Annotated in this window: 12 protein-coding genes; 7 read left to right on the top strand and 5 right to left on the bottom strand. The window is 45.7% G+C overall.

Annotated elements, in window-relative coordinates; genetic code table 11:
- The first annotated feature begins 153 nt into the window (after nucleotides 1-153).
- Nucleotides 154-594, top strand: a complete 441-nt coding sequence (locus tag MTF70_RS17475) for a TerB family tellurite resistance protein (RefSeq protein WP_017820644.1) — start codon at nucleotides 154-156, stop codon at nucleotides 592-594.
- Nucleotides 595-835: 241 nt separating this feature from the next.
- Here the strand turns inward: MTF70_RS17475 and MTF70_RS17480 are convergent, their stop codons facing one another.
- Together MTF70_RS17480 and MTF70_RS17485 are read right to left on the bottom strand one after the other, a co-directional pair.
- Nucleotides 836-1,366: a 3'-5' exonuclease gene (locus MTF70_RS17480; RefSeq protein ID WP_033905248.1), complete on the bottom strand. Its 531-nt coding sequence runs from the start codon at nucleotides 1,364-1,366 to the stop codon at nucleotides 836-838.
- An 83-nt stretch (nucleotides 1,367-1,449) separates the two neighbouring features.
- Nucleotides 1,450-2,991, bottom strand: coding sequence for a sensor domain-containing diguanylate cyclase (locus MTF70_RS17485; protein ID WP_248394174.1), 1,542 nt, complete (start codon nucleotides 2,989-2,991; stop codon nucleotides 1,450-1,452).
- A gap of 291 nt (nucleotides 2,992-3,282) precedes the next feature.
- Between MTF70_RS17485 and MTF70_RS17490 the strand changes: the two genes are divergently transcribed.
- The 3 genes from MTF70_RS17490 to MTF70_RS17500 are packed head-to-tail and all read left to right on the top strand — an operon-like array spanning nucleotide 3,283 to nucleotide 8,739.
- Complete coding sequence (locus MTF70_RS17490; RefSeq protein WP_033905247.1) at nucleotides 3,283-3,915, top strand: DUF2760 domain-containing protein; 633 nt, start codon at nucleotides 3,283-3,285, stop codon at nucleotides 3,913-3,915.
- Entirely contained in the window at nucleotides 3,915-5,876 is a 1,962-nt protein-coding gene (locus MTF70_RS17495; protein ID WP_205460943.1) for an Hsp70 family protein, read from the top strand. The genes MTF70_RS17490 and MTF70_RS17495 overlap by 1 nt, the downstream gene beginning before the upstream one ends.
- Before the next feature lie 55 nt (nucleotides 5,877-5,931).
- Nucleotides 5,932-8,739 (top strand): Hsp70 family protein, encoded by a 2,808-nt coding sequence (locus MTF70_RS17500; protein ID WP_248394176.1) that lies wholly within the window; start codon nucleotides 5,932-5,934, stop codon nucleotides 8,737-8,739.
- 85 nt (nucleotides 8,740-8,824) lie between these two features.
- Here the strand turns inward: MTF70_RS17500 and MTF70_RS17505 are convergent, their stop codons facing one another.
- Entirely contained in the window at nucleotides 8,825-9,019 is a 195-nt protein-coding gene (locus tag MTF70_RS17505; protein WP_005377692.1) for a hypothetical protein, read from the bottom strand.
- 86 nt (nucleotides 9,020-9,105) lie between these two features.
- On the opposite strand from MTF70_RS17505, the gene MTF70_RS17510 reads away from it, so the two are divergent.
- Nucleotides 9,106-9,792: a DNA-3-methyladenine glycosylase I gene (locus tag MTF70_RS17510; RefSeq protein WP_205460942.1), complete on the top strand. Its 687-nt coding sequence runs from the start codon at nucleotides 9,106-9,108 to the stop codon at nucleotides 9,790-9,792.
- A gap of 83 nt (nucleotides 9,793-9,875) precedes the next feature.
- On the opposite strand, the gene MTF70_RS17515 is transcribed toward MTF70_RS17510, so the two are convergent.
- Entirely contained in the window at nucleotides 9,876-10,853 is a 978-nt protein-coding gene (locus MTF70_RS17515) for a Gfo/Idh/MocA family oxidoreductase (protein WP_042522899.1), read from the bottom strand.
- A gap of 11 nt (nucleotides 10,854-10,864) precedes the next feature.
- Nucleotides 10,865-11,152, bottom strand: a complete 288-nt coding sequence (locus MTF70_RS17520; protein ID WP_005377698.1) for an antibiotic biosynthesis monooxygenase — start codon at nucleotides 11,150-11,152, stop codon at nucleotides 10,865-10,867.
- A 103-nt stretch (nucleotides 11,153-11,255) separates the two neighbouring features.
- Here MTF70_RS17520 and MTF70_RS17525 point away from each other — a divergent pair, with 103 nt between their 5' ends.
- Together MTF70_RS17525 and MTF70_RS17530 are read left to right on the top strand one after the other, a co-directional pair.
- Nucleotides 11,256-12,134 carry a LysR family transcriptional regulator gene (locus MTF70_RS17525; protein ID WP_248394178.1) on the top strand — a complete coding sequence of 293 codons (879 nt, stop codon included), beginning with the start codon at nucleotides 11,256-11,258 and terminating at the stop codon, nucleotides 12,132-12,134.
- A gap of 426 nt (nucleotides 12,135-12,560) precedes the next feature.
- Nucleotides 12,561-13,904 carry a sodium/glutamate symporter gene (locus tag MTF70_RS17530; protein ID WP_042522897.1) on the top strand — a complete coding sequence of 448 codons (1,344 nt, stop codon included), beginning with the start codon at nucleotides 12,561-12,563 and terminating at the stop codon, nucleotides 13,902-13,904.
- Nucleotides 13,905-14,093: the final 189 nt, after the last annotated feature.

The raw sequence follows: 14,093 nt of genomic DNA on the forward strand, positions 1-14,093 counted from the left end.
CAAGTCACCTTGAACTAACTCAGGAGTTTAGTTTTTTTGGGGAGAAAGTGGCCGTTCTTAAATGTCAACGGCGTGCTAAATTTGGTATCGCACCTTGAGATCTTCCGTATTTATTACCATGTTAACCAAATAAACAATAGCTCGGTGTTCATTATGTTTAATTCTCTCACATCATTATTTAAACAACTCATTGATGGCTCTGATTTAAGCCAAACCAACACACTTTCCCCTAACATGGCTATCGCGTGTTTGCTTTGTGAAGTTTCTGGCGCAGACCATAGTGTCGATGATAGAGAACAAGAAACAAAGCGCTCTTTATTGATGAAACTGCTTTCGTTAAATGAAGAAGAATCAAATACTTTGTTAGAGCAAGCGCAACAGAAAATAAAAGATTCCGCTTCGCTGTACGACTTTACCTCTCAACTAAGAGAACTGACTCAAGAAACTCGTTACAACTTAATCAAAAGCATGTGGGAAGTCGCTTACGCAGACGGCGAAATTGACCCGCTAGAAGACGCGGTGATCCGTAAAACAGCAGAGCTACTCTATGTTGATCACAGCGAGTTCATTCGAGCGAAGTTACAGTCTCAGTAAAGTGACGAGATGAGTATATAAGTCGCTGGCTAACTCTAAGCTACCCCTAGAATGACAACAGATATCGCTTCTGTAGCCATAAAAAAACGCGCACTCTGCGCGTTTTTCAATAAGCCAACGACATTGTTATTAAAATACTGGTCAAGGTATGTGTTTAGCTCTTTCCACACTAAACAGACTGCATGACAAAACAACAATGGTTGGATGATTATTTAATTACAAGCTAGCTAGGTTCGAATAACTAAAACATGGTCAAAGCAAGCTTAGCTAAGTTGTATGCATCTACATAGCCAGAGTGTTGACGCCCTTCCCAGTCTATTCCTTTTGCTTCTTGAGCGGCTCGATGGCCTATACGTCTATCTTTAAGACGATTTTGAATACGGTAGAGTGTCGCTAAGTTGATGAACTCTGTGAACGGTGCTTCAATACCTTTTTGCTTACACTCTTCTAGAAGAATGAGGTCATCTCGCCCCCAAGATGCAAAGATTTTGTTGCGACCACCGAAGTTCTTAACCATGGATTTAAGCACTTCTTCTAGTGGGCGTCCTTGTTTTTCAATCTTACGTGGTGTGATGCCCGTTAACTCAGCGCAAAACAGAGACACTTCATCGTGTTCTGGTTTCACGTAGTATTGAGCACGCTTGACTATCTCACCTTTAGACAAATCTATTTCAGCTAACCCCACTTCGATAATTTCACCCGTGCTGCCGACGCCATTTTCATTCCAGCAACACATTTCTAAATCGAAGCATACAATACGGTTATGGTTCATAGTTTGCCTTGGTTCCTAACATAAAAATTTAAAGCGTGCGATTCTATCGTAACAAGGCGTAAAACTCGAATTTGTGCGCCCATTTAATCGCCGATCGACACATTATTACGGCCGTTTTTTTTACTCAAATAGAGTTGACTGTCCATTTTGTGATACAAGCTCTCAGGATCTTCTTCTTTATGGATAACCGCACCGATACTCAACGTACAGATGATTGACGCATCACCATAATCAAAAGCCGTACTTGCCACAACACTCCGTAACTTTTCTAGGTAAGCTTCTAGCACTGCTCTATCAATGACTTTAGAAATAATACAAAACTCGTCACCACCAGCGCGGTAAAACTTATCTCCCGGTTTTAAATTAGCACTGACCAGCTTAGTGACATGTTGCAACGCTTCATCTCCACCTAAATGGCCGTGTTTGTCATTAATCACTTTGAAGTGGTCGATATCAAAACCAACCAAGGCGAAGTTAACACCTTTGTTTATCTGATTAAGCAAGTGATCGTTGAATGCTCGGCGATTCAGTAGTTGAGTTAGAGGGTCTCGCTCTGCCATTCTTTTTAATTCAACGGTTTTGAGCTCCAACATGACCGCTAAGCGCTCTTTTTCTCGAGACTGTAAATTCACAATCCAACTGATCAAAAAGGCGATTACCAATCCGGCTAGCGTCGTGCCCGCTAAAATAGAACGCTCCCAAGCTGAGACTGCGTCAGAAAGTTTAAAGTCAATACGCCATTCACGGTTAGGCAGTTGAATGGTTCGGCTTATAACGGTTCCTCGAATGTTATCCCAGCTAGCACTTTGAAAGAGAACAGGGTCATCTGCTGCGTCGAATCCCAAATCTTCTACGCGCACCGACATATCGAGCTCCGTCGCGGTTTTCGTAATCAAATCCTCAAAGTAAACCGTACTTCGGATAACACCGGTCACTACTCCTAATAAATATTTGTTCTCGAAGTCGAACACTGGATGGAACACCAGCAACCCAGTCTTAGGTATGGACTTGTCATAACCATCTTGCAGTAAGCGAACTTTATCCGAGACATTCGCTCGCCCATTTTCGGAAATATCATCCAAGATTAAATCGAAGCGTTTGCGCGAAAAATAGAAACCCAATAGAGAAAGGTTTTCCGGTGTTCTTGGGTAGATATCCGACGCGATAAAAATTGGCTCATTGTGTTCAAAAATGTACCCGTAGGTTTTGGGACCATCTTTAGGAACGGTAAACGGTTGGAAGTTTGGAAATTTTTGACGGGTCTTTAAAATATGTTCATCAAGATCTTCGAATTCGACCTTTTGCATCCATTGAAGTCCAATGAGACTTCGCGAGCTGTTAATCACTTGTTCCGCATACATCGGAAACGATGGCCAATAGCTTCGCTCAATCGAATGGAAAAAGTTTGCGCCCGCACCAATGAACTTTAGATCATTCTCGACGTTTGCTTTAAGTGATTCTGCTTGTCGGTCGGCTAAAGTATCAAACGTCGTCTGTGTATACCGTTGCTGCATTGTATAAGCAGCACCAACTACACCAACAGTGACACATAAAGTCGCCAAAAAAGCTAAAATAGAGTCTGAATGTCGTTTTATAAAGCTCTTATGAGCGGTGCTTTGTGTCATATCGTAATTTTTGATACTTCCGTAAGTTAAACTTCGGGATCTATTGAAATACTGCGTTAGCAATGCACAAACATCAAGCAACAACCTATATTGGGGAGTCTGATCGTCGATTTTTCACTCTGTTCGTACGGTATAGTCACGAATTATTACAGCCTTAAGCCTTGAATATGCTACCATCCGTCATCATTTTAATGTCTAAACTTGGTGCAAGATCGCAAAGACGATCGTTTTAGTGAACAAATATGAGCCAATACTGAGCACCAATAAATCAATAGAAAGAGAAAAAACGTCATGAACATTGATTTGAACCTAATTCCTCAAACGTTCGATATGCTTCACGCAGGCCTAACCGCATCGAGCGTTTTGCTTCTTCTAGTTGCAGTGTCGCGCAAATCAAAAGTGGTCGAGAAAGTGGTAGAAAAACCAGTCGAGAAAATCGTCGAGGTTGAGAAACCAGTTGAGAAGATCGTTGAAGTAGAAAAAGTAGTGGAAGTAGAGAAAGTCGTAGAGCGTGTTGTAGAAGTTGAATCAAAACTTGCAACCGCATCAACGGACTCTGCAATGCAGCTGCTTTCTATCATGCAACAAGAAGCTCGTCTGATTGACTTCCTAAAAGAAGACCTAACGTCATTCTCTGATGAAGAAGTAGGCGCAGCTGCTCGCGTAATCCACACTGGCGGTCAGAAAGTACTGAACGACTACGTGACGCTAGCGCACGTTCGTAACGAAGACGAAGAAACTCGCATTACGGTTGAAGAAGGCTTCAACCCACAACAAATCCGCCTAACTGGCAACGTAACAGGCAGCGCGCCATTCAACGGCACGCTAGTTCACAAAGGCTGGAAAGCAACATCAATGACGTTGCCTAAACTTGCTGAGAACTACGATGCATCTGTGATCGCTCCAGCTGAGGTTGAGCTGTAATGGAACACATGAACCAAGAAAACCATTCTCAAGAAGCGTCTGTTGAAACTCAACAGACGCCTAAATTCAGTGTTGGTATCGACTTAGGTACAACACACTGTGTTATGTCTTTTGTTGATACACACAACGAAGACGCTCGCGTTGAAGTGATGCCAATCCCGCAGTTGACTGCGCCGGGTACGGTAGAGACTCGTAGCCAGTTAGGCTCTTTCCTTTACCAACCACACGAGCACGAAATGAACCCGCAATCACGCGTTCTTCCGTGGTCGAGCGAGCCAAAAGCGCTGGTTGGTGCAATTGCACGTAACCTAGGTTCAAAAACACCAATTCGCCTTGTGGCAAGTGCGAAATCTTGGCTTTGCCACGCAGGTGTGAACCGTCGTGATGCCTTCCTACCAGCAGGTAGCCCAGAAGAAGTGGAAAAAGTATCCCCTCTTCGTGCGACAGAGCTTTACCTAGAGCACCTAAAAGACGCTTGGAATCACACCAATCCAAATCACAACCTTGCCGATCAAGACGTGACTATTACGGTTCCTGCTTCCTTTGATCCTGCTGCTCGCGATCTAACTGCAGAAGCAGCACGCAACGTTGGTTTTGTGCACCTAACGCTTCTAGAAGAGCCACAAGCTGCGCTTTACAACTGGATCGATAACAGTAACGACAAATGGCGCGACGAAGTTGAAGTTGGCGACATCGTGCTTGTAGTCGATATCGGTGGTGGTACAACCGACCTTTCTTTGGTTGAAGTAACTGAAGACGACGGCAACCTAACTCTGAACCGTATTGCGGTAGGTGAACACATCCTACTTGGCGGTGACAACATGGACCTTGCACTTGCGTACCGCTTGAAGATGAAGCTAGCGCAAGAAGGCAAAGAGCTACAGCCATGGCAAGTTCAGGCAATGACGCACGCATGTCGTGACGCTAAAGAAGCGCTATTGAACGACAGCGAGCTTCAGTCAGTGCCAATCGTGGTACCAAGCCGTGGTTCTAAACTGCTTGGCGCAACGCTAAAAACAGAACTGACTCAAGAAGAAGTACAACAAACACTGGTTGACGGCTTCTTCCCTCAAGTTGCGATTACGGACCACCCTGTTCAACGTAGCCGTGGTGCACTAACGCAAATGGGTCTGCCTTACGCACAAGATGCGGGCATTACTCGTCACATTGCAGCGTTCTTGTCTAAGCAAGCTAATGCCCTTTCCGCTTCAGGATATGGCGGCGAAGCAGCTCAAGATTTCAACCCATTCGCTAACATGCCTGGTATGCCAGGTGCGGATGCAGCCCAATCAGTTGACTTCATCAAGCCAACCGCAATCCTATTCAACGGTGGTGTTCTGAAATCGAAACTTCTAGCAACTCGTCTAGAAGACACGATCAACGAATGGTTAATTGAAGCAGATGCAGAAATGGCGAAGCGCCTAACAGGTGTGGATCTAGACCTTGCGGTTGCTAGCGGTGCGGCTTACTACGGCTCTGTACGTCGTGGTCAAGGCGTTCGTATCCGTGGTGGTATTGCTTCGGCGTACTACGTGGGTATCGAAAGTGCGATGCCTGCGATTCCTGGCATGGCGCCTCCAATGGAAGCACTTTGCGTTGCACCATTTGGTATGGAAGAAGGTTCCAGCGTTGACGTACCAAGCCAAGAGTTTGGTTTGATCATCGGTCAGCCGGTTAACTTCCAATTCTTCGGCTCAACGGTTCGTCGTGATGACCTAGCAGGTACTCACCTAGACTACTGGGCACCAGAAGAGCTCGAAGAGCTACCAGAAATTCAAGTAACGCTCCCTGTATCTGAAGGTCGTCGTGAAGGCGAAGTGGTTCCGGTAACCCTAGCCTCTCGCGTCACTGAGCTTGGTACGCTTTACTTAGAAGCCATTGCTGCTGATAACGGTCAAAAATGGCATGTTGAGTTCGATGTGCGCGAAGACGCGAAAAGCAACTCAAACGAAGAAGAATAAATAGAAATCAAACGGCATCCAATCGGGTGCCGTTTTTAAATACACGAAGGTTTGTATGGCATCTCCTCGTTTTCTTGTTGGTATTGACCTTGGCACCACAAACACTGTGGTGGCGTACTGTGAAATCACCGACAACCTTGAACAATCCGAAGTATCCCTATTCGACATCGACCAATTGATTGGTCCGGGTGAAGTGGTTCGTAAACCATTGCTGCCCTCTTTCCGCTATCACCCTGCAGTTGGTCAAATCTCCCCTTCTGACCTAACACTTCCTTGGGAAAACGAACCGGTATCTGGCGACATTAGTAATGTGATCGTGGGTGAATGGGCTCGTGAATTAGGCGCTAAGGTGGAAGGACGTCAGGTATCCAGTGCTAAAAGCTGGCTATCGCACCAAGCAGTGGATCGTAGTTCAGACATTCTTCCTTGGGCTGGTGCGCAAGACGTGGATAAAGTCTCGCCAGTTATTGCCAGCGCAAGTTACCTCAATCATATTCGTCAAGCATGGAACTACCGTCATCCAAGTAACAAACTCGAAGACCAAGACGTAGTTGTCACCGTTCCGGCATCATTTGATGAAACCGCACGTAAACTGACACTTGAAGCCGCCGAGCTTGCTGGCTTGAAAAAAATCGTCTTGCTTGAAGAGCCACAGGCGGTGTGTTACGACTGGTACGCACGCCACCAGCAAACCGCGGCTGACGAATTAAAAGATCTGCCACTAATCCTTGTTTGCGATGTGGGTGGTGGTACAACAGACTTAAGTCTTATCGAAGCTAAGTTCACTCATGACGACTTAGCACTTGATCGTATTGGCGTTGGTGAGCACTTAATGCTAGGTGGCGATAACCTCGACTTAGCGTTAGCGCACCTTGCTGAAAGTCGCTTCAGTCAAACCAAAAAACTCACTGCTGCAAGCCTAACCAAGCTTATTCAGCAAACTCGTAAAGCCAAAGAAAACCTGCTCTCAACGAGTGCACCTGAAGAAGTAAAGATCACCATGCTAGGCAGTGGTTCTAAGCTGCTTGGGGGCACAAAGAGTATTGCTCTAAGCAAACAAGAAGTGCACCAAATCGCATTGGATGGTTTCTTCCCGCTTTCTGATTTCAGTGAAGTGCCAGACAAACGCCGCAGCGCGGTTGTCGAGTTTGGTCTTCCATACGTTGCTGACCCAGCGGTGAGCAAGCACGTTGCCGAGTTCTTAACTCAGCATCAGCAAGTATCTCGCGCCGCTCTTGGCATTGAAGACGACAAACACAACGCGATCCCAGTTGGCTTATTGCTGAACGGTGGCGTGTTCAACAGTGCTCTGGTGACTGAACGTGTCACTACCCTACTTTCTGACTGGCGCGGCGCACCAGTTACGGTATTAGATAACCCACATCCAGATTGGTCGGTCGCACTAGGTGCGGTTGCGTTTGGTAAAGCGCGTCGTGGCGCACAACTGAAAATTGGTGGTGGTGCTGCACGCTCTTACTTCTTGCATCTACAAGAAAAAAACAAAATGGGTAAAGCCCTCTGTTTACTTGCAAAAGGCACAGAAGAAGGTCACGAGATCCGCTTAAGTGGTCGTCGTTTCTCGCTTACCCTAGGTGAGCCCGTTCGCTTTAACTTGCTGACCTCTACCCACGACACCTTAACCAATAACACTGCCATTCAAAACGGTGTGATGGTGGACGTTGATCCTGACTTATTTGCTCCTCTTCCGCCTTATATCACCACTCTTGAAGGTGAAGGCGCCGAACTGCAAGCCAACCAAAAAGAGCGCGTGGAAGTACAACTGGCGTGTCAGTTGACCGAAGTCGGCACGCTTAAGATGGAATGTGTCAGCGCAGAAGATGACAGCAAACGTTGGGAGCTGGAATTCGAAGTTCGTAACAAGCAAACTGACGACAGTGAACAAGTTAAGCTTCACCCTAAACTGAACGAATGTAAGGAGCTGATCGCTCGCCTTTACAGCGGTAATAAGAAAAGCGCAGAAAGCAAAGAGATCAAAACCTTAGCCAAAGATCTTGAGAAGAAACTGGGCAAACGTGACGAGTGGGATTTCACTACCCTACGTCAACTTTTTGATACCTTTGCGCAAGGTCGTAAGCGTCGCCGTCGTTCTGAACAACACGAGAAAAACTGGCTTCGTTTGGCGGGCTTTGCGTTGCGTCCGGGCTTTGGCGATCCAACCGATTCATGGCGCATTGAGCAAGTTTGGGGTCTCTACCAACAAAACATTCAGTTTAAGAACCATCAAGGTTGGACTGACTGGTGGGTGTTCTGGCGTCGTATCGCAGGTGGCTTGAGCCAAGAGCAACAAGAGACCATCTTGGCGGACATCGCGAAATACCTACATCCTGGTGCGATGAAAAACCCACAATCCGCCAAAGCGGCACAAGATATGGGTTACGAGTCGATGGTACGTTTGTCAGCTTCTCTGGAGCATCTAGAAGTCGAAGACAAAGTTCTATTGGCTACGTGGTTCTTGAGCAAAGCCATCAACCATAACCAGTTCGAACAAGCACACTGGTGGGCAATGGGTCGCTTGGCATCACGTACGCCTTTATATGGCAGTCAGCATAACGTCATTCCTCGTGAACAAGCGGAACAGTGGTTGCCTAAGCTGTTAGAGCAGAACTGGCAGAAAGAGCCAATGATCGCTTTCGCAGCCGTAATGATTTGTCGTAAGACGGGCGACCGCCTATTCGATATCTCTGACGACTACCGTGAACAGGTACTGGCTAAGTTGAAGCAAAGCAAGGTACCTGAATCTTGGGTATCATTGGTTGAAGAAGTCAAAGAGCTATCTGAGAGCGAATCGAAGCGTATCTTCGGTGATGCACTGCCAAGCGGTCTGACGCTGGTAAATAACTAGGCTCTCACGCTTATAAACGCAACAAAGCCCTTCTCGTGAAGGGCTTTGTTTTATCTGATTCTGCTTGCTGACGAAAGTCGACTCGTTAATTCATTTCCGTATTGATCACCACATCACGTGTTTCATTATCCATATCACTGATGCCGACCACTGAGATTTCACGGTCAGATAAATTCTCAATCATGCTATCTTCTAACCCACCGTCCGTCATCCACGCATAGAATTTTTCCGCAATACGATCCGAACCTTCCCCGACAAACGTTAATGTGACCTTCTTCATTTGTGACACTCCATCAATTTACGATTCAGCCACTTAAGCGTAGTATGTTTCGCAAATATCGACATAAACTAGGACTAACTTCTTTTATGAGTATCGAAAAATTTGACGCGATTTATCAGCGCGCTGCTGAGCGTAAAGGTGGTGAAGATCAACTTGAAGCACTTTTGTCTCATCCACTAAGCAAAGAAGAATTGACAGCGATTCCCGACGACCGTTGGCTGGCCGCTTTTTCGATGAAAGTATTCCAAAGTGGGATTTCGTGGAGCGTAGTTCGCAACAAGTGGCCGAACTTCGAAGAAGTGTTCTTCGGATTTAAGATTGAGCCGCTGTTGATGCTGTCAGATGAGCAATGGGAAACCAAAGCAACCGACAAACGCATCATTCGCCACCTCACTAAAGTCATGTCGATTCCTGCCAACGCACGTATGATCCACGAAGCAAAAATCGAATATGGCTCGTTTGGCAAAATGGTTGCCGATTGGCCGCAAGAGAAAATCACCGACCTGTGGGCGTATTTGAAGAAACGCGGTAATCGCCTAGGGGGCAATACCGGTCCTTACACACTTCGCCAAATGGGCGTTGATACCTTCATCTTGTCTAGCGACGTTGAAGCTTACCTGCGTAATTGCAAGATCATTGAAGGTGGCAAAGATACGAAAAAATCGCTCGATGCAACCAACAAAGCGTTTGTTCAATGGCAGCAAGATAGTGGCAGAAGCCTGTCTGAAATCAGCCAAATCATTGCGTTCAGCACCGGCGATAATCGCATTTAACAGAGACTGAACCCAAAACAAAACGGCGCACCAAATATTGGATTTAGTGCGCCGTTTTTATGTTCATTGGTTCAAGTACAGACTTACTTTGAAGCCAGTGATTCCCACTCAGTCAGTAGCTGCATAATACGGTGAGAGTCTTCCCATGTTGCACAAGGGTTCTCTAACGATGTACGCCCTGCTTCAACCGCTTGGCGAATATTGCGCACTTGATAGAAGAAAGCGTCTCCAGCTGCCGATACAGACACCTCGCGCTTCGACGTCTCGTAAATTTCCACACTAAACTGGTTTTCTTGCGTTGGTAGCCATGGGTTTGAATCTAACGTAATACAGCCTTTGCTACCCAGAATGGTGAATTGGTGTTTCAATCCGTGATCTTCGGCAGTGTGTACGATCGCCGTTTGTTGCTCACCAAATTGCATCATTAAGCTCGATTCACAGATATTACCGTCATGGCCTCTTCGGCCAATCGCCGTCATAAAGCGGTTTCCAAAGGCTTGTTCACCCAACATGGTTTTCACCACCAAATGCACTAATGACATTGGGTAGCAACCTAAGTTATACAAAGCACCTTTACTGTCTGGATTCACAAACTGCGCAATCGACGCAATATAAGAAGTATGAATCGAGCGAAGTTCACCAATCTCTCCTGATTTAAGCACAGAAACCAACTCGCTGATCAACGGGTGATGCAAGTACATCAAACCTTCAGCAAAGAATACCTTGTGCGTTTCGACTGCTTTTAGTGCCAACTCGGTTTTTTCCATATCTACCGACAGTGACTTTTCACACAGGATCGCTTTCCCCTGCTCTGCCGCTTTGACGATAAAGTCATGATGAAGGTGATTTGGCAGTGCGATGTAAATAATGTCGACTTGCTCATCAGCAATCAACGCATCGTAATCGGTGAACGTATTCTCGATGCCATATTGCTCAGCGAATGTCTTTAAGTTCTGCTCCGAACGCCCAGCAACCGCGTACAGTTCACTCTTGTCATCGCCTTGGATTGCTTCAGCCATGACACCTGAGATAAAGCTTGTGCCTAAAATGCCCCATTTCATGTTCGCCTCTCCTATTGAGCTTGGGTTTCGAATGCTTGGACTAACTCTGCCACTTCAGCAGCAATAAACGCTTGTGTATGCGGCATAGCAAAATGCGCTTCAATCGCGGTGCGGTTTTCATATCGCTCCCAAAGAATCACACGTTGTGGTTCTGTAGAATCGTAGGTCGCATTCGCTTGCAAGCACCCCGCTTCGCTTTGCATATCAAGGCAAAATTGTTCAATGGCTTCAACCACTTGTTGTCTTGGCTTATCGGCATTCATTTTCAGTTCGGCGGTAACAAAAATCGTCTCGCTCATGATGGCTCTCTTTCTCCATTCTTAATCATACGTCCACTGTAATTAACCTCATTTGATTGATAAACTCTGCTTTAGTTATTTCTTTATCAACTCTGGGTGTGTAATGGATAAATTAACAGGCATGAAGGTTTTCGCTTACGTGGTCGAACACGGCAGCTTTCGTAATGCAGCACACCACTTTGATATTTCACCGACCATGGTTGGCAAGCACGTGAGCTTTCTTGAGCAAAGCTTAGGTACACAGCTAATTCATCGCACCACGCGCAAACAGTCCCTGACCGAAGCTGGCAGACTCTACTACCAAGAGTGCCACCGCATTATTGAAGACATCACCAACGCAGAGAACCTGATCCAGACGCTGATCAACCGTCCAACCGGAACTGTAAAAGTTAACTGCCCTGTCACGTATGGCAAAAAGGTCATTGCTCCTATCGTGGCTAACTTCTTAGCTGAATTTCCCGATTTGAACGTTGAGCTAATGTTGGACAACAATTTGATTGACCCATATCGAAGCGAAGCTGACGTGATTATTCGAATCGGTGAGTTGGTCGATTCGTCGTTAGTCGCGAGAAAATTGGGTGAATACCACATGACTTACTGCGCCTCACCCTCTTACCTTGAGCAACATGCCCCTATCCAATCACTTGATGACTTAGCACACCATCATTGTTTGGGGTTTCAGTATCACCAAGGAGAAAGCCAACAAGTGGTGAACATGCCATCTAATACCTTTGGAAACAGCAACACCCGATTAACGTCTAACAATGGCGATGTACTTAAGTTCGCCGCGTTAAAAAGCTCTGGTGTTCTTATGCAACCAAAGATCTTAGTTGAGCAGGAAATCCAATCTGGTGCCTTGGTAGAAATTCTGCAGCAACATGCTCCCAAGCCAAAACCGATCCACCTGCTTTACCGTTCAAAACAGCTTTCCCTTAAAAACCGTACCTTGGTCGATTTTATTCTTTCTCATGTGAATCCATAACGTCACCCCATAAAGCGGCGACAATTTAACCATTTAATTAACTTTTATTGTCGATATGACAAATATTATTGCTTGTTAATTGTCTTTATTTTTCATGTTGTTAGTCAGAGACACCCATTAACTAGGCATAATTTATTGATTCACACCAATTGCATTGCTCTGACAAAGTGACTAGGATTGCCGCCTTTCCTGAGTGAACTATCAAAAAAATATCGAGAAATTTAATCTAATTTCTCTTCCTGTTCGTGTGCAATCACAACATTTACACTCATTTCAAATTGCATAAGCACATTCCTTTGCTTATGAAAACGACATTGATTTCTCAACGCTTCTAGTCACATATGTGGCTTTTTGGCTTGAGGGAGATTTTTATTCAAGGTAGGTCACAAGGACGCTACCCCTTGACTGCATTTACTGGAGGATAAGATGCCTAAAGGTCTAATGCTGACTGACTTAGCCATCGCTGGCTTACTATTGATTTTGGCAAAAGTCATTCGCGTTCACGCGCCATTACTACAGCGTATGTACATTCCATCGGCGGTTCTCGCAGGATTATTCGGTCTAATTTTTGGACCAGCCCTGTTAGACGTACTGCCTTGGACCGATACGTTTACCGCTAACGCAAGCCTATTAACTGCGGCACTTTTTTCTGCGTTAGGTCTGGCAACGGATGTTCCATCACCTAAAACCGTCGCACAGCGTGCTGGCTCATTGTGGGCGTTTAACCAAATCGCTTCTGTTTCTCAGTGGTTGTTTGCGGCAATGTTTGGTCTAGTTCTCACAACCTTCTTCTGGCCAGAGATTAATCCCGGCTTTGGTGTGACAATGTCTGCGGGCTTTATGGGCGGACACGGTTCAGCCTCTGTTGTTGGTGAAATCTTCACGGGGCTTGGCTGGGAAGATGGCTTCACACTTGGCTTAACGTTCGCAACCGTGGGTATTTTCATTTCAATTTCTGTCGGCATGCTCATGCTGCAATTCGCATTGAAGATGGGTTGGATTCGTAGCTTTACGACCTTCGACAGCATGGACGAACACGAACGCAAGGGCCTTGTTAAGCCTGTTGATCAAGAACCGGTAATGAAAGACACCATGTCTTCCCTGTCGGTTGATTCTTTTGCGATTCACGCGGCGTTGGTTGTAGTGGTAACAGCTTTCTCGTATGTAGCGGCTAACTACTTATCTTCTTTCCACGATAAGGTACAAATCCCTACGTTCGTAACTGGCTTCCTTGGCGGCATGCTCGTGCGAATCGTCGCAAAACAAACGAAAGCTTCACGCTATCTTTGTGACGGTGCATTCAAACACGCTGCGGGCATCAGTACCGATTATTTGATTATCTTTGGTATCTCAGCCATCAAGATTACCGTCTTAGCCCAGTATTTAATGCCGATGGTAGTGCTTGCAATCGGCGGTATCGCCTTCACACTATGGCTAATCTTCTGGGTTGCCCCACGTATCATGGGAGAAGATTGGTTCGAGAAAGGCATTTTCTCTTGGGGTTGGTTAACCGGTACGGTTGCCATGGGTATTGCGTTGCTTCGTATTGTTGATCCAAAAATGCGTAGCAAGGTGCTTGATGATTACGCCATCGCTTATGTCCCTGGCTCAATCACTGACATCTTCATCATCTCTTTGATGCCAATCGCGATGTATAACGGCATGCACTGGCAAGCGCTTGGTGTAGGATTAGGTTACATCGCAATTGTCTTATTTATTTGGCGATTCATTTTTAAACGTAACCGCAGTGCTCTGACACACGAATCTTAGTCGCTTTACTCGGGAGGATTTTATCCTCTCGAGTTCATTCCTTGGTTTTTATCAAAATCACTCCTCATCTCGAAGATAAGCAACCTGTTTTATATTTGAGATTTGCAATCCCGATCTCTTACTATCATTCTTTTTTAATACTTGACCTGAAAGTTTCTATATCAGAATAGCCGCCTATTCGTTTCTAAA

The organism is Vibrio sp. 2CM40D, from assembly GCF_023161825.1.
GTDB lineage: Bacteria > Pseudomonadota > Gammaproteobacteria > Enterobacterales > Vibrionaceae > Vibrio > Vibrio alginolyticus.